The sequence below is a fragment of the Haloparvum alkalitolerans genome (assembly GCF_055381565.1).
In genome coordinates, this window is record NZ_AP043938.1 from 93,703 (window position 1) to 112,641 (window position 18,939).

The 18,939-nt window shown below is 70.8% G+C and carries 21 protein-coding genes; 8 read left to right on the forward strand and 13 right to left on the reverse strand.

Annotation, left to right across the window (positions count from 1 at the left end):
- Positions 1-71: 71 nt before the first annotated feature.
- Both ACZ432_RS02845 and ACZ432_RS02850 read right to left on the reverse strand, forming a co-directional pair.
- The gene (locus ACZ432_RS02845) at positions 72-1,574 is read right to left on the reverse strand and encodes a replication factor C large subunit (protein WP_426963067.1); all 1,503 of its coding nucleotides are present in this window, start codon (positions 1,572-1,574) and stop codon (positions 72-74) included.
- A gap of 65 nt (positions 1,575-1,639) precedes the next feature.
- Complete coding sequence (locus tag ACZ432_RS02850) at positions 1,640-2,044, reverse strand: YccF domain-containing protein (RefSeq protein ID WP_426963068.1); 405 nt, start codon at positions 2,042-2,044, stop codon at positions 1,640-1,642.
- Positions 2,045-2,184: 140 nt separating this feature from the next.
- Here ACZ432_RS02850 and ACZ432_RS02855 point away from each other — a divergent pair, with 140 nt between their 5' ends.
- On the forward strand, positions 2,185-2,589 hold the full coding sequence (locus ACZ432_RS02855; RefSeq protein WP_426963069.1) for a DoxX family protein: 405 nt from the start codon (positions 2,185-2,187) through the stop codon (positions 2,587-2,589).
- 51 nt (positions 2,590-2,640) lie between these two features.
- Here ACZ432_RS02855 and ACZ432_RS02860 read toward each other — a convergent pair whose 3' ends face one another.
- Positions 2,641-2,967, reverse strand: coding sequence for a transcriptional regulator (locus tag ACZ432_RS02860; RefSeq protein WP_426963070.1), 327 nt, complete (start codon positions 2,965-2,967; stop codon positions 2,641-2,643).
- 50 nt (positions 2,968-3,017) lie between these two features.
- Positions 3,018-4,118, reverse strand: a complete 1,101-nt coding sequence (locus ACZ432_RS02865) for an asparaginase (protein WP_426963071.1) — start codon at positions 4,116-4,118, stop codon at positions 3,018-3,020.
- 111 nt (positions 4,119-4,229) lie between these two features.
- On the opposite strand from ACZ432_RS02865, the gene ACZ432_RS02870 reads away from it, so the two are divergent.
- Entirely contained in the window at positions 4,230-4,772 is a 543-nt protein-coding gene (locus ACZ432_RS02870) for a DUF1684 domain-containing protein (protein WP_426963072.1), read from the forward strand.
- Between the two features lie 33 nt (positions 4,773-4,805).
- Here ACZ432_RS02870 and ACZ432_RS02875 read toward each other — a convergent pair whose 3' ends face one another.
- Positions 4,806-6,365: an amidohydrolase gene (locus ACZ432_RS02875; protein WP_426963073.1), complete on the reverse strand. Its 1,560-nt coding sequence runs from the start codon at positions 6,363-6,365 to the stop codon at positions 4,806-4,808.
- 99 nt (positions 6,366-6,464) lie between these two features.
- Positions 6,465-6,608, reverse strand: a complete 144-nt coding sequence (locus ACZ432_RS02880) for a hypothetical protein (protein WP_426963075.1) — start codon at positions 6,606-6,608, stop codon at positions 6,465-6,467.
- Between the two features lie 119 nt (positions 6,609-6,727).
- Between ACZ432_RS02880 and hmgA the strand changes: the two genes are divergently transcribed.
- Positions 6,728-7,942 carry a hydroxymethylglutaryl-CoA reductase (NADPH) gene (gene hmgA / locus ACZ432_RS02885; RefSeq protein WP_426963076.1) on the forward strand — a complete coding sequence of 405 codons (1,215 nt, stop codon included), beginning with the start codon at positions 6,728-6,730 and terminating at the stop codon, positions 7,940-7,942.
- A gap of 15 nt (positions 7,943-7,957) precedes the next feature.
- Here the strand turns inward: hmgA and ACZ432_RS02890 are convergent, their stop codons facing one another.
- From ACZ432_RS02890 to ACZ432_RS02900, 3 genes are all read right to left on the reverse strand, one after another.
- Positions 7,958-8,323 (reverse strand): hypothetical protein, encoded by a 366-nt coding sequence (locus ACZ432_RS02890; protein WP_426963077.1) that lies wholly within the window; start codon positions 8,321-8,323, stop codon positions 7,958-7,960.
- Between the two features lie 137 nt (positions 8,324-8,460).
- Positions 8,461-9,003: a DUF5817 domain-containing protein gene (locus ACZ432_RS02895; RefSeq protein WP_426963078.1), complete on the reverse strand. Its 543-nt coding sequence runs from the start codon at positions 9,001-9,003 to the stop codon at positions 8,461-8,463.
- A gap of 109 nt (positions 9,004-9,112) precedes the next feature.
- The gene (locus ACZ432_RS02900) at positions 9,113-9,910 is read right to left on the reverse strand and encodes a ZIP family metal transporter (protein ID WP_426963079.1); all 798 of its coding nucleotides are present in this window, start codon (positions 9,908-9,910) and stop codon (positions 9,113-9,115) included.
- Positions 9,911-10,511: 601 nt separating this feature from the next.
- On the opposite strand from ACZ432_RS02900, the gene ACZ432_RS02905 reads away from it, so the two are divergent.
- The 5 genes from ACZ432_RS02905 (at position 10,512) to ACZ432_RS02925 (ending at position 14,312) form a co-directional block, all read left to right on the forward strand.
- Entirely contained in the window at positions 10,512-10,850 is a 339-nt protein-coding gene (locus tag ACZ432_RS02905) for a cupin domain-containing protein (RefSeq protein ID WP_426963080.1), read from the forward strand.
- Positions 10,851-10,948: 98 nt separating this feature from the next.
- A complete protein-coding gene (locus tag ACZ432_RS02910; RefSeq protein ID WP_426963081.1) occupies positions 10,949-12,142 on the forward strand; it encodes an ABC transporter substrate-binding protein in 1,194 nt (397 codons plus the stop codon).
- Between the two features lies 1 nt (position 12,143).
- The gene (locus ACZ432_RS02915) at positions 12,144-13,064 is read left to right on the forward strand and encodes an FAD-dependent oxidoreductase (protein WP_426963082.1); all 921 of its coding nucleotides are present in this window, start codon (positions 12,144-12,146) and stop codon (positions 13,062-13,064) included.
- A 144-nt stretch (positions 13,065-13,208) separates the two neighbouring features.
- Positions 13,209-13,664, forward strand: coding sequence for a hypothetical protein (locus tag ACZ432_RS02920; RefSeq protein ID WP_426963083.1), 456 nt, complete (start codon positions 13,209-13,211; stop codon positions 13,662-13,664).
- 150 nt (positions 13,665-13,814) lie between these two features.
- Positions 13,815-14,312 carry a hypothetical protein gene (locus ACZ432_RS02925; protein ID WP_426963085.1) on the forward strand — a complete coding sequence of 166 codons (498 nt, stop codon included), beginning with the start codon at positions 13,815-13,817 and terminating at the stop codon, positions 14,310-14,312.
- Positions 14,313-14,348: 36 nt separating this feature from the next.
- On the opposite strand, the gene ACZ432_RS02930 is transcribed toward ACZ432_RS02925, so the two are convergent.
- Genes ACZ432_RS02930 through ACZ432_RS02945 form a run of 4 tightly spaced genes read right to left on the reverse strand, consistent with a single transcriptional unit; the run spans position 14,349 to position 18,828 of the window.
- Complete coding sequence (locus tag ACZ432_RS02930) at positions 14,349-15,728, reverse strand: ABC transporter ATP-binding protein (protein ID WP_426963086.1); 1,380 nt, start codon at positions 15,726-15,728, stop codon at positions 14,349-14,351.
- Positions 15,721-16,905: an ABC transporter ATP-binding protein gene (locus ACZ432_RS02935; RefSeq protein WP_426963087.1), complete on the reverse strand. Its 1,185-nt coding sequence runs from the start codon at positions 16,903-16,905 to the stop codon at positions 15,721-15,723. Before ACZ432_RS02935 ends, ACZ432_RS02930 begins: the two co-directional genes overlap by 8 nt.
- Before the next feature lies 1 nt (position 16,906).
- Entirely contained in the window at positions 16,907-17,896 is a 990-nt protein-coding gene (locus ACZ432_RS02940; protein ID WP_426963088.1) for an ABC transporter permease, read from the reverse strand.
- Complete coding sequence (locus tag ACZ432_RS02945) at positions 17,896-18,828, reverse strand: ABC transporter permease (protein WP_464378871.1); 933 nt, start codon at positions 18,826-18,828, stop codon at positions 17,896-17,898. Before ACZ432_RS02945 ends, ACZ432_RS02940 begins: the two co-directional genes overlap by 1 nt.
- Between the last annotated feature and the right edge of the window lie 111 nt (positions 18,829-18,939).

Sequence of the window (18,939 nt, forward strand, 5' to 3'; positions counted from 1 at the left end):
CGGCCGGTTGCGCCGATCGGTCGGGCCTCGCCGATCGGTCGGACCTCGCCGACCGATTGCGCCGGCCGCGGTCAGACGAAGTCGCCGAGCCCGGACTGGCCGTCGTCGCTGTCGGCGTCGTCGGCGTCGTCCGTCGCGTCCGAACTCCCGTCCGCTCCCGCGTCGTCGTCCGCCGCGGTCGGCGCCGCGGCGTCCCGCTCGTCGCCGCCGGCCTCCTCGTCCGCTCCCGCATCGTCGCTCTCCCGCGTCGGAACGCCTGCGAAGGCGCCCTCGGCGTGCTCCTCCATCGCCTCCTCGCGTCGGGCCTGCGCTTCCTCGACGATGCCCTGAACCTTGTTGGTCGACTCGCCGGAGCCGGTGACGAACGCCACCTCCGCCTCGTCCATGTCGTAGGCGGCCGCCATCCGGATCGTGAGCTCCTTCGGCTTGCAGTGGTGGGTCATCGTCGCGAGGAAGGGGAGGACGCGGCGGCGCGCGATGTCCATGCTGCACCCCTCCGCGGCGGCGACCTTCCTGACCACCTCGTCGGCGGTCTTGTCCGAGGAGGGCCAGAACTGCGGCCGGCCCCAGCGCGTCCAGCCGCCCTTCTCGCCGTCGCGGGCGGCCGCGACGCCCGCGGCCGCGTTGTCCGTCGCGTAGCGCCAGTAGGAGTAGTTCTGCGAGGCGCGGACGCGGCCGAGCCACACGTCGGCGTTCGCGAGGAAGTCGTACGCGCGCGTGGCCTCGTCGGCGTCGTACACCGTCAGCATGTTGTCCTCGACCCACTTCGTGAGGTCGTCGGGCGTCTCGTCGACGCTGTACGCGGACTGGAGCGCCTCCTCGGCGCCCTGCTCTTTGAGGACCGCGTCGAGGAACGGGAAGATGCCCATCGACGAGTCGCGGTCGCCGGTCACCACGTCGTCGAGGGTGACCGCGTCCCGCCCCTCCGCGATGGCCTGCAGGTCGTTGACCGCGCCGCGGAGGTCCCCCTTGTTGCGCTCCGCGATGCGCTGGAGCGCGTCGGACTCGAACTCGATCTCCTCGCGTCGGCAGATGTCGCGGAGGACGGGCACGATGGAGCGCGCGCCCACGTCCCGGAACTCGATCTCCTGACAGGCGTTGCGGAGCCCGCGGGACATGTCGTAGTAGTCGTTAGCGATGAGCACGATCGGCTGGCCCGACTCCTTGACCAGTTTCGTGATCGCGGACTTGCCGCCGCGGTCGTAGTTGCCGTGGATGTTGTCGGCCTCGTCGAGGATGACGAGTTGGCGGCTCTCGGTGTCGCCCCCGGCAGCGCCGCCGCCCGCGGCCGACCCCGCGAGCGTGGCGTTGCGCGCCGCCCGCCCCGCGAACTGCTCGATCACGTCGCCCGTGCGCTTGTCGGAGGCGTTCAACTCCAATGTCTCCCAGCCCATGTCGCTGGCGAGCGCGTGGGCCGCGCTCGTCTTCCCGACGCCGGGACTGCCGTGGAGCACCACCGCCTCGCGGTGGTCGTCCCACGTGTCGGCCCACTCCTGGAGCTTCTTCGCGGCCTTGTCGTTGCCGCGGAGCTCCGAGAGGGTGCTCGGCCGGTAGCGCTCCGTCCAATCAGCCATTACCGGGGGAAGGTGCGAACGGCGTTTAGTGGTTGCGGAGCGGTGCGGGAGCGGAACTGCCCCCGTCAGTACTCGTACAGCGAGACCACGAACGGGAGCTTGTTGTACATCAGCACCGCGACCGGAAGCCCGACGACACTGAGCGTGAACAGGTACGCGACCGACATCCAGACGCCGCTGGCCCACCAGCCGACGAAGACGAAGTAGACGGCGCGGACGGCGAGGCCGTACGGCTGCTCGCCGCCCCTACCCTCGGCGTCGACGAGGTCCCGCTCCTTGAGCGAGAGGACCTTCGGCACCGCGTTGATCATCTTGATCCCGAGCGGGATGCCGACGACCGTCACGTTCAGAAACCACGCCACGCCGAGCCAGATCCCGGTCGCCCACCAGCCGACGAACACGAACCAGACCGCCCTGACGACGAGCGACCGCTCGGCGTCGCCGCCGTTCGGTCGCGACTTGTCGTTCATAGCCGAGTCGTACGTACCGAACGAAACATAAATACTCACTGACACTGGGCCGGGAGCGAAGCCCGTCGAGCCCCGTCACACCCGGTTCGACGCCCCCGGATCGCCACCCGATTTATGCGGCGAGCGCCCGAACGACGCCCATGGACAACGACGACGAGGGACGTGATGGAACGACGGAGCACTCCCCCTCCCGGCTCGGCCGCGTCCTGCTCGGGCTCGGGCTGGCGCTGCAGGCCTCCGAGGACTTCCGCGACATGGACGACACCGTGGAGTACGCGGAGTCCGCGGGCGTCCCGCTGCCCGACCTCGCAGCGCCGTTCGCCTCGGGGATGATGATGGTCGCCGGACTGGGAATCGCGCTCTGGCGGCTCCCGCGGGTCGCCACCGGCGCGGCCGTCACCTTCCTGACGGTCGTGACGGCGACGATGCACGACTTCTGGAACGCCGACCCCGACGACCGCGACGGCGAACGGCTCGCGTTCTTCGGCAACCTCGCGATGATCGGCGGCGCGCTGGTGTTCCTGCGCGAGGCGTGGCGGCGCTGAGGGCGGCGGGCGGTGGTCGAGAGGTGAGCCCGAAGCGTCCGTGGACCGTCCCTACTCGCCGTCAGCGCGCTCCGCGGCGACGACCTCGCCGACCATCCTCCACCCCTCCTCCTCGGGGCCCTGCCGACCGAGCAGAATTCGCTCGTAGTCTTCGGAGCTTATGAGCCTGAACGCCGCGTCCGTGTCCGCGTCGACGCGCGTGCCCTCGCCGCGGAACTCGCGCTGGAAGAACTCGGTCGAGTCGAACCGGTAGACGCCCGACGCGGCGCCTTCGTCGCCCTCGTCGCCGCCGCCCTCGCCGCTGCCTTCCACGGTCAGTCGGACCGGGTCGGGCTGGACGTTGTGGATGCGCTTCGCGACCGGGTGGAGGTCTGCCATGCCCCCGACGACGCGGCGCGGCGAGTAAAGCGCGGCGTTCGGGCGCGGACTCAGACGCGCGGCGGCGCGGTCAGCAGGTCGGCGAGTGCGTCGCCGGACCGACCGGCCGCGCGGCCGAGCGCGACCGCGATTCGCGCCTTCGCGGCCGGGAGGTCGTCCGCGAACGTGACACCGTGGTCCGCGAGCGTGACGGCGCCGCCGGGGGTGCCGTAGACCGGCTCCGTCGGCCCCGCCGGAGAGCGCGAGGAAACGACCACGGGGACGGGGTTCTCAGACCCGAGCGCCTCGCCGACCGCGTCGCCGAGCGCCCCGGTGGCGTTGCCGAGCCCGGTGCCCTCGATCACGACCGCCTCGACGGACTCCGCGGCGAGCGCGCGCTCCAGCCCCGCCGCGCCGACGCCGGTGCCGGACTGGACGACGGGCACCTCCGGGACGGCGTCGGCGTCCGCCGCCCCGAGGTCGAGCGGCGGCGCGTCGACGCGCCGCGCGGGTTCGCGGTGGACCCGGACCGCGGCGCGGGTGAACTCCGCGACCGGGCCGCCGTTCGGCGACCGGAACGTCGAGAGCGCGTTCGTGTGGCCCTTGATCGCCTCGCGTGCGGCGTGGAGTTCGTCGTCGAACGCGACGTGGACGCCCGGCGCGAACCGCTCGTCCGCGGCGGCCCGGACCGCGGTCGTCAGGTTCGCGGGCACGTCGCTGGAAGGCTCGTCGAGCCGTCGCTGCGCCCCGGTCACGACCACCGGGACCGGGAGGTCGGTCAACAGGTCGAGCGCGAACGCCGTGTCCGCGAGCGTGTCGGTGCCGTGGGTGACGACGACGCCGTCGGCGCCGGTCTCCCCCGCAGATCCGTCGTCCGCGACCGCCTCGCGCGCCGCGTCCGCGGTCGCGAGCACGTCGCGCCAGCGCATGTCGAACCCGGGCTGGCCGCACACCTCGCGGGCCTCGACCCGCGCGTGGTCCGCGAGTGCGGGCACCGCCTCGACCAGTTCCTCGCCCGCCTTCGCCGGGGCCGCCCCGTCGTCGTCCGGTTCCGAGGCGATCGTTCCGCCGCAGGCCAGCACCGCCACGGTGGGGTGACCGTCGCCCGGGGCGTCGTTCGGATCGTCGCCCGGATCGTCGGCCGAATCGCCGTCGTCGAATGTGTCGCTCATACGTCCGCCACCGGCCTCGGAGGGAAAGGCGTTGAGTCGGCGGCACCGGCTGCCGGCGTCGCTCCGACGCGGACCACACGTCTGAAACCGCTGGCGACCGGATCGAGGAGTATGAGCGAGTACGCCGACGAACTGGTCGCGAACCGCGCGGAGAAGGACGACTTCTTCGCGGAGCACCCCCAGTCGCCGATCCCGCCCGAGCACCGGGACGACTTCTCGGGGCTGAACTACTTCGATCCCGACGAGACGTACCGCGTCGCGGCGGTCGCGACGGTCCACGACGACCCCGAGCCGGTCGAGATGGAGACGACCGCGGGCGCGCCCGTCCGCTACCTCCGCGTCGTGACGTTCACGTTCGAACTGGACGGCGAGACGTACGAGCTTGCCGGATACAGACAAGAGAGCGACGACGGCGAGGGGCTCTTCGTCCCCTTCCGCGACAAGACGACCGGCCAAGAGACGTACCGCCACGGCCGGTACATGGAGCTGGAGCCGGAGGGTGAGCTCTCCGACGGCGACCCCGTGACGCTGGACTTCAACCTCGCGTACAACCCCTTCTGTGCGTACAGCGAGACGTTCTCCTGTCCGCTCCCGCCGGAGGAGAACTGGCTGGAGACGGAGATCCGCGCCGGCGAGCGAACGACCGACTTCTGACTCGCGACGGGTCGTCGGGGCGACCGACCGCGATTATCGCTCGTAGACGACCTCGCCGTCCACGACCGTCATCGTCACGTCTATCTCCCGGATCCCCTCGGGGTTCTCCCAGGGGGACTCCTCCAACACCGCGAAATCGGCCCGCTTACCCGGCTCGACCGTCCCGAGTCGGTGTTCGTCGAACCCGGCGTAGGCGGCGCCGCTGGTGTACGCGCGCAGGGCCTCGGTTACCGACAGCCGCTGCGCCGCCGCGGGCGCGTTGACCGCCCAGTGGACGCCGAGAAGCGGGTCCATCGGCATGCCGTCGGACCCGAACGCGAGATGCACGCCCGCGTCGAGCAGGTCGCGGTAGCGGTTCGTCTCCGCGGTCCGGTCGCCGATGCGCGACTCGTAGAGCCCGCCCGCGTCCGCCCACTTGAGGAAGTTCGGCTGGACGCTCGCGACCGCGCCGGTCGCCGCGAGGCGCTCGATGGCCTCGTCGCTCGCGAGTTCGACGTGCTCGACGCGGTGGCGAGCCTCGCCGGGGTCCGCGACCGGTGGCTCGGCGGCCGTCTCGTAGGCGTCCAGCACCGCGTCGATGGCCACGTCGCCGATGGCGTGGGCGGTGAACTGGAACCCCTCGGCGGTCGCGGCCGCGACGTGCTCGGCCAGTTCCTCGGGGTCGACGACCCACTGGCCGGTGGCGTCCGCCGCGTCTGGAGGGGCGTCCTCGTACGGCTCGGAGAGCTTCGCGGTCCGGCCGCCGAAGCTCCCGTCGGTGTACGACTTCACCGCGCCGACCTGCACGAACGCGGAGCCGGCGTTCGTCGTCAGCCCCGTCTCCGCGAGCGCGTCGAGGTGGTCGGTCCAGTAGTTGATCCGGACGCGGGCGGTCAGCGCGTCCGCCGCGTCGAGTTCGCGGTAGACGCGGGGGGCGTGGGAGTTGCGGACCATGTCGTGAAAGCCCGTGATCCCCTTCGCCGCGCAGTCCGCGAGCGCGGCCTCCACGATGTCGCGCGTCTCCGCCGGGCCCGGTTCGACCGCCTCGTAGACGGGGTCGATCCCCTCCTCGAGCAGGACGCCGGTCGGCTCGCCGTTCTCCGTGGGGAGACAGTCGGCTGGCACCTCGTCCGCGAAGCGGTCCAGCACGACGGAGTTCGCGGAGGCGACGTGCATGTCCTCGCGGAAGGCGACCACCGGGCGCTCGTCGTCGACGGCGTCGAGGTCCGCGCGCGTGAGGTAGCGCTCCTCCTCCCACGTCGACTCGTCGTAGCCGTAACCGAGCACCCACTCGTCGGGACCGCAGTCGGCCGCCCGTTCCGCCAGCAGGTCGACCGCGTCGCTCGGCGAGTCGGCCCCGGAGAGGTCGGCGTGGACGAGGTAGCGCCCGACCGTGGTGAGGTGCGTGTGCGCGTCGACGAACCCCGGGAGCAGGACGCGGCCGTCGAGGTCCACCACGTCGGTCTCGGCGCCGGCGAGGAACCGCACGTCGTAGCTGTCGCCGACGCGGACGACCGCGCCGTCGCGGACGGCGACCGCTTCGTGCGTCTCGTCGGGGTCGGCGAGGGTGTGGACCTCGCCGTCGAGAAAGACCCGGTCTGCGGATGCGCTCATACCTCCGGGGCGGAGGCCACGGAGGTTAACGGTTCGGGAAGCGGGCGGTTCGGGAAGCGGGCGGCCGTTGCCGGACCGCGCCGCGAGGTCGGGCCGCCCTCAGAAGAGTCCGCCCTCGAACGCGCCGCGGAAGACCACGAGTCCCACGCCCGCCAGCACCACGAGCGCGATGAAGGTGAAGCCGATGATCGCCGCCCGCCGCCACGTGAGCGCGTCTTCGTCGCCGAGGAAGTCGAGCACCATACCCCTTGAGTCCCCCAGGGAGACCTTGAAGGTAGCGACCCGGACCGACACCGGGAGGGGCCACCGCACCGGTCCCGCGAACCGACACGCCTTAACGGTCGCCGGAACCACACTCGCGCATGACCACCGCCGAGGACCTGGCCGCTCGCGTGCGCGAGGGCGACCTGCGCCTGCACGAACTGGAGGAGCACGCGGACGCCGACACCGCGACCGCGGCCCGCCGCCTGATCGTCGCCGAGCAGTCCGGCGCCGACCTCGAGACGGCGGGCGCGTACGCCTTCGACGCCGCCGACGCCGACCCCAACATCGAGAACATGGTCGGTGCGGTGCAGGTACCGCTGGGCGTCGCGGGGCCGGTGCGGATCGACGGCGGCGCGCTCTCGGGCGAGCGATACCTCCCGATGGCGACCACCGAGGGGGCCCTGGTCGCCTCGATCAACCGCGGCTGCTCCGTCATCAACGCCGCCGGCGGCGCGACCGCGCGCGTCACCAAGTCGGGGATGACGCGCGCGCCGGTCTTCCGCGTCGCGGACGTGGCCGAGGCCGAGGCGCTCGTCTCGTGGGTCCGCGACAACGAGGCGGCCCTGCGCGAGGCGGCGGAGGCGACCACGAGCCACGGCGAGCTGCTCGACGTGACGCCGTACGTCGTCGGCAACAACGTCTACCTGCGGTTCCGCTACGACACGAAGGACGCGATGGGGATGAACATGGCCACCATCGCCACGGGCGAGGCCTGCGACGTGGTGGAGGCGGAGACCGGCGCCTCGCTGGTCGCGCTCTCGGGCAACCTCTGTTCGGACAAGAAGCCCGCCGCGGTCAACGCGGTCGAGGGACGGGGGCGCTCGGTCACCGCGGACGCCACGATCTCCCGAGAGGTCGTCGAGGAGCGACTCCACACGACGCCCGGCGCGGTCGCGGAGATCAACACCCGGAAGAACCTCGTCGGCTCCGCGAAGGCCGGGTCGCTCGGCTTCAACGCGCACGTCGCCAACGCGGTGGCGGCGATGTTCCTCGCGACGGGCCAGGACGAGGCGCAGGTCGTCGAGGGGGCGAACGCCATCACCACGGCGGAGGTGACCGACGACGGCGACCTCTACGTCTCCGTCTCGCTGGCCAGCCTCGAGGTCGGGACCGTCGGCGGGGGGACGAAACTCCCCACGCAGGCCGAGGGGCTGGAGGTCCTGGGCGTCCGCGGCGGCGGCGACCCGGCGGGTGCGAACGCGGACGCGCTCGCGGAGGCAATCGCGACCGGCGCGCTCGCGGGCGAACTCTCCCTGCTGTCGGCGCTCGGCTCGCGGCACCTCTCCTCCGCGCACGCGGACCTCGGGCGCTGACGGCGCCGGCGTTCCTCACCGTCGACCCGACGGTCCGGTGCGCGACCGGGGGATGCGCCGCCCGATCACGTCGCGCACCAGCAGGACCCCGCCCGTCCCCAGACACGACAGGCCGATCAGCGCGCCGAGGCCCTCCGGGACGGCGGCGACGACGACGAATCCCACCCCGGCGAGCAGATGCGTTCCGGCCTGTATCCCGTACCCGTCCCGCGCGTACGCGGCGGCCGCGGCGAGGAAGGCGACGCCGCAGACGGCGAGCGCCCACCGGACGAGCGAAACCGCGGTCGGCGCCGGATCCAAAAACGCGGCCGCGCTCCCGCCGAGCAGCGCCGCTCCGAGGACCGCGCCCGCAAGCGCCAGCGCCCGACGCCCGCCGATCATCGTGGTAACGATACACACGGACAGAGCATAAACGTGAGTCAGACGCACGCGTGCCGCGCGTCTGTTCGGAGCCGGGCCGCCGACCGATTCGTCCAGGGCGGCTCCGCCGACCGCTCCGTCCGGAAGCGTCGCCCCTGCTACAGCACCCGGTAGCGGCCGCGCGACTCCGAGAGCTCGCCCCGTCGCGTGAGTCGATCCAGGATCTCGCGAGCGCGCTCGGGGGGAACGCCGTGCTCGCTCGCGCGGTCCACGACCGCCTCCGCGGTCGGATCCTCGGCCTCCTCGACGGCGTTCCGGACGATCTCCGTCCGCGAGCGCGAGTCACCGCTCGACCGTCCCTCGCCGCGCTCCGCGCGCTCGCCGGCCGCCGCGACCGCGTCCGTGTCGAGCCCCGACGCCTCCAGGTACTCCTCGTCGCCGACGCCCGCCTCGTCGACGCGCTCCTCCAGGTCCGCGACGTGGTCGACCTCCGCGAACGCCTCGCTGGCGTCGTGTTTCTTGGCCAGCAGCGCCGACCGGGCCTGCTGGGCGGCCGTCCGGTCCTCGGACTCGAAGAACCGCTTCAGTTTCGCCGTCCGGTGGGTCTTCCCGCATCGGGGGCACTGGGCCGTCTCGCTCGTCTCGGGGTCCGTCACGAGCCACATGGTCGCACACTCGTTGCAGCCGACGACCGCGTACATGGACGGACGTTTCGCGGCAACGGCTTTCAACCCTCGGGAGGGCGGCGACGGTTGTCTCGCCGGCCGACGGCTCGGCGGTGGTCCCGTCGGCCGGCGGTGGTCGGCGGAGTCAGACGAAGTTCAGCGGGACCATCAGCAGCGCGCCGGCGACCGCGCCGCCGACGAACTCGGGCTTGCCGCCGCTCGAAAGCTCCGCGCCGCGCTCCATCGCCTCCGGGACGAACTCCGTGAGCACGAGGTAGATCATCGCGCCCGCGGCGAACCCGAAGCCGTACGGGAGGACTTCCCGCGCGAGGCGGACGAAGGTGAACGCGATCGCCGCGCCGATCGGCTGAGGCAGGCTGGAGAAGACCGCCCACCAGACCATCTTCCAGCGCGGGACGCCCATCGCCCGCAGCGGGATGGAGATCGCGGTCCCCTCCGGGACGTTGTGGATCGAGATGGCGACGGTCATGAACACCGCGAGCACCGGGACGGTGAACCCGACGATGGGGGTCCCGCCCTCGATGCCCAGGTCCGCGAACGAGACGCCGACCGCGATCCCCTCCGGGAAGCTGTGGACCGTGAGCACGCCGAGGATCAGGAGCAGCTTCTTGAAGTCCGCTTCCTCGTACTGACGCGGGTCGACCTCCGCGTTCGTGATGACGTTGTGGGCCAGCACGACGAGCAGGACGCCCGCGGCCATGCCGACGGCGATCTCCGCGGGCGTCCCCTCCGCGAGCCCCTCCCGGATCAGGCCGAACAGCGACGCGGAGATCATGATCCCGGAGGAGAACCCCCAGAGCACGACGTTCAGCCGGTTGTTCACGTCCCGGACGAAGAAGAACGGGATCGCGCCGAGACCGGTCGCGAGCGCGGTGACGAGCCCCGCGAGCGTCACCAGCAGGAGGTTCTCGAGGAAGGCCACGGTTCGGATCGGGCTTCGGCGCGCGCCGATAAAGCCCCGGTGGTCGCGGTGCACGGGACCGGAACCTTACGGTGGGTCTGCCCTCGCGGGCCGGCGGCGGTGTGCAGGGTGGTGCTGGTGCGGCCGCGGTGCTGGTGCGGTCGCGGTGCTGTGCTGTTGGCGCGCGCCGCGGCGACCGCGGAGCGTGTCGCCGCGACCGCGCGAGGGAGGTCGCGGGCCGGCCGCCTGCGGTGCGGTGCTGTTCCGCGGCCGGCCCGCGGCCGAGGTTGGGGAGGTGCGAGGCTGCTGTGCGGTCGCGGGGCGGTTGCGGTGCGGTCGCGGTGCGGTGGGTGGGACTGAAAGGGGCAGCCTGATCGATCCGGCTGGGGCTTTCTGGATGTTGCTGTCAAGATCAGCAGCACCTGCACCAGATCCCGATCAGTAGTAGGGAGAGACGACTGGGGCTTTCCGGGCGTTGCTGACCAGACCAGCAGGATCAACGGCAGTTACAGAAAAAGGCTACATAGAGAGGCTGCCGGGACGTTCCGACTGGCGCGGTCCGGACCAGTAGGGTCCCCGTTCGCGCCCGGAGCTTTATGACGTCCCGCCTCCCTCCACCCGTATGGACATCGTACATGAGGACGAGACGGAGCCGGTGGAGGCGGTCCCTGGCGTCCACCTCACGCAGGAGGCGGCCGGCGAGGAGACGAGCGTGCAGGGGTTCACGATCGCGCCCGGCGCGGAGGTGCCCGTCCACAGCCACGAGCACGAGCAGGCGGGCGTCATCACGCAGAGCACGCTCACGTTCCTCGTCGACGGCGAGGAACTGCTGGTCCACGAGGGCGACTCCTACGTCATCCCGGGCGGCGAGCCGCACGCCGCGCGCAACGACACGGAGGTCCCCGTCGAGGGCTACGACATCTTCTCGCCGCCGCGGCTGAACCCGGACTGGCAGGACTGAGACGGCCCCGCGGGCGGCGCGCCCGATTCCCGGCCGCGCTCCGCCACGGTTCTCCGTGAATCGGAACCGATATAGGCGTTTAGGCAAGCCTAAAACATATGTCGTCAGACGACAGCACCGACGGACCGACGCGCAGACGGTACCTCGCCTACGGCGGGGCCATCGCGACCGGCGGACTCGCGGGCTGCACCGGTGACAGTGACGGACCGGCGGGGACGGAGTCCGCGGACCCGACCGCGACCGACGCTACCGAGACGCCGCAGACGGCGACCGAGGCCGACGGCGAGGGGGGAGACGAGGCCGCCTACGACGTGACGATGGAGCCGGTCGGGACCGTGTCGTTCGAGTCGGTCCCGGAGACGTGGTTCCCGTACACGGGCGACTACGCCGACATGGGCGTCGCGCTCGGGCAGGCGGACGGGCTCGCGGCGGTCGGCGTGAAGGCGCGGTTCGCGTCGCACCTCTACGAGGAGCTGCCGGGCGTCTCCGTCGACGAGGAGTCGCTCGTGGAGCTGTGGCAGAACGGCACCGACAAGGAGGCGTTCTACGAGCTCGACGCGGACGTCCACGTCATCGACCCGAACTTCATGGTCAACCGGCTGCAGTGGAGCCGCGACGAGGTCGCCGAGATCGACGAGAACGTCGGGCCGTTCCTCGGCAACACGATATTCTCCCACGTCTACGACTGGCACGACTACCCGTACTACGACCTCTACGAGGCCTTCGAGAAGCTCGCGGAAGTCTTTCAGGAGCGCGAGCGGTACGAGGCGTTCGCGTCCTACCACGACGAGGTCATCGCGGACGTGGAGTCGCGGCTCCCCGAGGACCGCCCGGACGTGGCGGTCGTCTACCCCGAGCAGGTCCCGCCGGAGTCGTACTACCCGTACCTGATCGGCGAGGGGACCCAGTCCAAGCACTGGCGCGACCTCGGCGTCGACGACGCGCTCGCGGTCCACGGGATCACCGACGCGCAGGCCGGCGGCGCGACGATCGACTACGAGACCCTGCTGGAGATCGATCCCGACGCGCTCGCCGTGCGCCTGCAGGGCGAGATCACCCCGGAGTACTTCGACGAGCAGATCCGCTCGCACCTGGAGTCGCACGACGTGGCCAGCGAGCTGACCGCGGTACAGAACGACCGCGTCATCTACGGCGGCGTCACCTACCAGGGGCCGATCGTCCACCTGTTCCAACTCGAACGCGCCGCGCAGGCGCTGTACCCCGACGCGTTCGGGGGCGAGGAACTGTTCGACCGCGACCGCGTCGCCGCCATCGTCAACGGGGAGTTCTGACGTGAGCGACGCCGAAGCCGAGAGCGATCGGGAGGGGTCCGCCGCCGACCGTGACGTGGTGATCGTTGGCGGCGGACCGGCCGGCAGCGCGGCCGCCATCTTCACCGCGCGGTACGGCCTCGACACGCTGGTGTTCGACCGCGGCAACGCGGCGCTCCCGCGCTGTGCGTACCTGGAGAACTACCCCGGCTTCCCGGGCGGGATCCCGGTCGACGCCTTCCGCGACCTCCTCGACGAGCACGTCCGCGAGGCCGGCGCGACCATCGAGGCGGAACTGGTGGAGCGCGTCGACCGGACCGAGGAGGGGTTCGCCGTCGAGACCGACGCGGGCACGACCGTCACGGCCGAGAGCGTCGTGGCCGCCTCGTGGTACGACGGCTCCTACCTGCGCCCGCTCGACGAGGGCGACATGTTCACGGAACAGGAGCATCACGGCGAGGTGGAGGAGCGCTTCGACCCGACCTACCCGGACGCGGACGGCCGGACGGACGTGGCGGGGCTCTACGTCGCCTCGCCCGCGGACGCCCGGAGCGCGCAGGCGGTCGTCGCCGCCGGCAACGGCGCGCACGTCGCGCGCGGCCTGATCGCGGACCGCCGGCGCGAGGCGGGATTCTCCGGCGAGGTGGTCGACCACTACGACTGGCTCCGTCAGGACGCGGAGTTCTCGGGCGAGTGGGCCGATCGCGACCGCTGGCGCGAGTGGTTCGACAACGAGACCGAGGGCGAGACGGACACCCCCGAACACCGCGAGCGCCGCGAGCGCTACATCGACCGCGCGTTCGAGACGCGGCGGACGCCCGAGGAGGTCGAGGAACTGGCCGAGCGCGGCCTCGAACGCTTCGTGGAGACGGTCGGCACCGACCGCGTGCTCGACGCGCTGGACGAGGAGACGATCCGCGAGCACCTCTCGGAAGCCACCTAACCCAGGTCGCGAATGCGCCCGTCACGCCGAGCCGAGTACCGCTGAAGGTCGGTCGTAGGGGCTCGTCTTTGCGCGACGTCGGCTCGGCTAAACGCCGCCTCACATCTCCGCAATCGTTTTGTCGTTCCATCGAGACAAACGCCCGTGAGTACCCTCCCTGCGGTCGTTCGCAGCCGCGCGGCGAGTAGCCGGCTGCGCGACCACGTTCGGCGTCCCGTGATCTACGGTGCGGTGGTGCAGGCGGTCGCGCTGCTCGCGTTCGTCGGCTTCGCGTCGGGAATGCGGCCCGCCGTCTTCGTGGTCGGGATGGCCGGCCCCGCGGTCGCGGCCGTGCTAACCGCACCGGACGCCGGCTGGGTCGACGCGCCGCTCGCGGGCGTCCTCGGCGGCTGCGTCTACCTGCTGTCGTTCCTGACGTACGCCGCCGCCGTCTCGGCGCAGTTCGAGTTCGTCGCCGCGACGTGGGTCTTCGCCGGCTACGTCGCGACCGCGATCACGCAGGCGATCATGCTGCTGCCCGCGTTCGTCTTCTTCGGCCTGTTCGTCGGGGGCGGGGTCGGCTACGCGAAGACCGTCTGGCGACGGCGAAGCGGGACGTGAGGCGTCGGTCCTCTCTGAGTCCGCTCCTTCCGAGTCAGGCCCCCGAGTTCCGATCCCGACCGCCGCCCCGAAAACCGACAGACGAAAGTCCTCGGAGCCGGTAGCTGGAACAACCATCGCGCGGTCGACCGGCGACCCGCACTCCCGACCATGGTCCAGCAACGCCACACCGACGAGACGGACAGGACCGGGTTCGACGAGACGACCAACTACCTGACGCGGACGCTCGCGAAGGTCGTCCCGACCGGCCTCGCACGGCGCGCGGTCGTCGTCTCCGTCGAGACGGACCGCGACACGTACGCGGTCGGCGACCCGGTCGAGATCACGGTCACCTTCCGGAACCGGCTCCCGGTGCCTGTCGAGGTCCCCACGCCCACCAGCCGGCGGTGGGGCTGGGAGGTCGACGGACTCCTGGAGGCGACCGACGAGCGTCGCTACGTCTCCGCGTCGCCGCTCACGTTCCCGTTCCGCGCCGGCGAGTCGAAGACCGCGACCGCCGTGTGGAACGGGACGATCCGGCGGAGCGAAGCTACCGGGCTGGACCGCGCCGAGCCGGTCGCACCGGGTGACCACACCGTCACCGCGTTCCTGTCGGTCGACGGCGGCCGAGCGCGGATCGAGGACTCGACGACCGTGCGGATCGAGTGACGAAGGCTTGGCGACAGGAACCCCCTCGAGGGCGACTCAGTCGGCCGGCTCGGCCGTCTCGTCGACGGCCGCGTCGCTCGTGACGCCCTCGCCGACGCCGGCGTCGCCGCCGGAGGCGGTCGCGTCGTCGCGGTGGAGGTGACACGCCGCGTAGTGGCGGCTGTCACCGTACTCCGCATCGATCTCGTAGGCCGGCTCCTCCGTCGCGCAGACGCTCTGTTCCGCGAACGACTCGGTGAGGAGGGCCTCGGCCTCGTCCCACTCCTCGACGGAGATGTGGCCGAGCGCCTCCGCGAGCACGTCGCCCGCCTCGCCGCCCGGCTCGTCCCCGTCGAAGTAGCGCCGGCGGAGCTCCTCGCGGTTCGTCGTCTCGAACGCGCGGCGCTTCACTGCGCGCTGGAACTCGACGAGGTCGCGCCACGTCGCGTCGTCCACGTCGTACTCCTCGGGCTGGATCAGCGACGGGCACCGCGTCCGGAACCGACAGCCGGACGGCGGGTCGATAGGCGAGGGCACGTCGCCTTTCAGCACGGCCGTGCGGCCGCCCGCCCGCGGATCCGGCGCGGGGATGGCGTCGAGGAGCGCCTGCGTGTAGGGATGGCTGGGGTTCTCGAACAGCTCCTCCTTGTCCGCGAGTTCGACCATCTGCCCGAGGTACATCACGGCCACGCGGTCGGAGATGTGGCGGATGACGCTCAGGTCGTGCGCGATGAACAGGTAGGTGAGGTCGAACTCCTCCTGCAGGTCCCGCATCGTGTTGAGCACCTGCGCCTGGATGGAGACGTCGAGCGCGGAGACCGGTTCGTCGCAGACGATGAAGTCCGGGTTGACCGATAGCGCACGCGCGAGGTTGACGCGCTGGCGCTGCCCGCCCGAGAACGCGTGCGGGTAGCGGTTGTAGTGCTGGGGGTCGAGCCCGACCTTCTCCAGCAGTTCCTTGGCGCGCTCCTCGCGCCCCTCCTCGTCGAGCATGTCGTGAGCCTTCATCGGCTCCTCGACGATGGGGCCCACCTTCATCCGCGGGTCCAGCGACGACTGCGGGTCCTGGAAGATCATCTGCATGTCCTTCCGCTTGGTCCGCAGCTCCTCGCCGCTCAGCTCGGTGAGGTCCTCGCCCTTGAAGTAGATGTCCCCGTCGGTCGACTCCAGCAGCTGGAGGACGGTCCGCGCGAGCGTGGACTTCCCGCAGCCGGACTCGCCGACGAGCCCGAGCGTCTCGCCCTTCTTGATGTCGAAGCTCACGTCCTCGACGGCCTGGACGTGGGTGGGGTTGCGCTCGACGAACGGGAACTCCGTCGAGACGTCGACCCCGCCGAGGAGCCCGCTGTCGTTGTCGAAGTACTTCTTGAGGTTGCGCACCTCGACCAGCGGCTCGCCCTCGGCCACGTCGCCGGCCGACGCCAGCTCGTCAGTCATCCGCCTCACCTCCGGTGTCCGTCAGGCCGGCGCTGAAGCCGCCGGTCGCCTCCGTCTCGAGGGGCTCGCTCGAGTCGTATCCCACGTCGAAGGCGTCGTACTTCACGCACGCGACCGTGTGCGGGCGCTCGCCCTCCTCGGTGGCGGCGTCCGCGACCGCCGCCTCGGTGGGCGCGTCCGCGTCCGCGACCGCGTCCTCGGCGACGGTCCGCGGCTCCGGGTGGACGCGCGTACAGACCTCGCGCGCCTCCGGACACCGCGAGTGGAACCGACAGCCGGAGGGCGGGTTGATCGCTTCGGGCATGACGCCCTTGATCGGGTTCAGCTCCTCGACCGTCTCGTCGGGTCGGGGCATCGAGTCGAGCAGCGCCTGCGTGTACGGGTGTTTGGTGTCGTAGAACAGGTCGTCCACGTCCGCCTGCTCGATGATCTCCCCGAGGTACATGACGTTGACGCGGTCGCAGATCTCCGCGACGACGCTCATGTCGTGGGTCACCCAGATGAAGGAGGTGCCGTACTTCTCCTGGAGCTCCTCGACGAGTTCGAGGATCTGCCCCTCGACGGTCACGTCGAGCGCGGTCGTCGGCTCGTCCGCTATGATCAGGTCCGGCTGGCAGGCGAGCGCCATCGCGATCAGCACGCGCTGGCGCATCCCGCCGGAGAACTGGTGGGGGTACTCGTCGTAGCGGTTCTCGGGGTCCGGGATGCCGACCTCCCGGAGCATGTCGATCGCCTCCTGCTCGGCCTCCTTCGTCGAGAGGTCCCGGTTCAGCTCGATGAACTCCCGGAGCTGGCCCCCGACGGTGAAGACGGGGTTGAGCGACTCCATGGGGTCCTGGAAGATGATGGCGATCTCGTTGCCGCGGATGTCGTCGCGCATCTCCTCCTCGGAGAGCATCTCCTCGCTGGGCTGTGGCTCGCCGTCCGGGCCTTCCTCGAGCCCGAACAGGGTCTCGCCCTTGAAGGTGATCTCGCCGTCGACGACCTCGCCCGGGCTCTCGACGAGCCGCAGGATACTGGAGGTGGCGACGGACTTCCCCGCGCCGGACTCGCCGACGAGCCCGACGATCTCGCCCTCGTGGACGTCGAAGGAGATGCCGTCGACGGCACGCACCGTGCCGTCCTCCGTGAAGAACTGCGTCTTGAGGTTCTCGACGCTGAGTAGTGGTTCGGTCATGTCAGTTGTTGATCCGTGGGTCGAGTGCGTCCTGCAGGCCGTCGCCGAGGATGTTGAAGCCGACGACGGTGATCAGAATGGCCAGCCCCGGCCAGACGCTGAACGTCGGTGCGGGGAGCATGTACCCCCGCGACACCGACAGCATCTGTCCCCACGAGGGGGTGGGCGGCTGCGCGCCGAAGCCGAGGAACGAGAGGCCGGCGACGATGAGGATGCTCACGCCGACCTGCAGGGTCGCCTGCACCAGCACCGGCGCGAAGCTGTTCGGGATGATGTGGCGCAGGATGATGTTGCGGTCCTTCACGCCCGCGGCGCGGGCGGCCTCGATGTAGTCCTCCTCGCGGATCGAGACGACCCGCGACCGGATGAGGCGGTTGAACACCGGGATCGCCGTGATCCCGACGCCGATCATCGCGAACCGGAGGTCGCGCCCGAACGCGGTCATGAACGCGATGACCAGCACGAGGAACGGGATGGCGTAGACGGTCTCCGTGACGCGCTGGAGCACGTCGTCGATCCAGCCGCCGTAGTAGCCGGAGACCGCGCCGATGAGGGTGCCGCCGACGAGCCCGATGCTCGTCGCCATGAAGCCGACGGTCATCGCCACGCGAGTGCCGTACACCAGCCGAGTCAGCAGGTCGCGGCCGCGGTGGTCCGTCCCGAGCGGGTGTTCGAGCACGCCCTGCCCGAACTGGTTCTCCATGCCGATGGGCGGGAGGAGCCGGCGGACCTCCTCGGGGTCCGTCTCGGGGTTGTACATGATCGCCTCCGCGATCGCGTAGTCGAAGATGTAGTAGTCGACCGCGGCGTACGCCGCCACGACCGTCATGAAGCCGACGATGTAGATCCCGATCCGGGCGGTCGTGTCGCGTTTGACCTGTGCGAGCGTGTATCTGAGCCCGACGCGGGCCTCGACCTCGCCGGCACCCTCCGCGGGCTCGTCGGCGCCCTCCGCGCTGGCGTCGTCCGTGTCTGGATTCGTGGCACCCATCAGTCGTCACCGTAAGTCACGCGGGGATCGAGGTAGGCGTACGCGATGTCCGTGATGATGACCCCCACCACGTACGCGACGCCGAACATGAACGTCGTCCCCATGATCAGCTCGTAGTCCTGGTTGTTGATCGCCGTGATGATCAGCCGGCCCATGCCCTGGATCTCGAAGACCGTCTCGGTCAGCACCGCGCCACCGAGCGCCGTCGAGAGGCCGAGGCCGACGATGGTGATCACGGGGAGCTGTGCCACCTGGAAGGCGTGCTTGCGCACGATGGTCGACTCGGGGACGCCGTACGCCCGCGCGAGCTTCACGTACTCGCCCTGCAGCGAGTCGACCATCGAGGAGCGCTCGATCCGGGTGATCTGCGCCATCTGGAGCGTTCCGAGCGCGATCATCGGCAGGAAGAGGTGGTGGGCCGACTGCCGGAGCACCTCCACCCGCGTCGCGGCGCCGCGGACGTCCACCGGGTTCGCCCACGGGAGCACCAGCCCCCGAGCGGGGAACCACCCGAGGTGGAACGCGAACACGATGATCAGCACCAGCCCGATCCAGAACGAGGGCGTCGAGACGCCGATGAGCGAGACGAACCGGGAGATGTGGTCGGCCGGCTCGTTGCGGCGCTTCGCGGAGATGACGCCGAGCGGGATCGCCGTGACGACGGCGAACGCGAACGCCGACAGCATGAGCAGCATAGTGACCGGGAGCCGGAGAAGGATCATCTCCAGCACCGGGCGGTCGTAGTAGATGCTCGTGCCGAGGTCGCCGGTCGCGACGCCCGAGAGGTACGCGATGAACCGCTCGTGGGCCGGCCGGTCGAGCCCGTATTTCGCCCGTATCGCCTCGACCTGTTCCTGCGCCGGCGTGGGGCCGAGCATGATCTCGACCGGGTCGCCGGGAATCTGGTTCGCGAGGAAGAACGTGATCGTGATGATCCCGATGAGCACGGGGACGGCCTGCGTGAGTCGCCACAGGCTGTATCGGAGGAGGCTCATCTAGACCACCCCATTGTGAACATGTATCATAGTCGTTGAAGTCGCTGC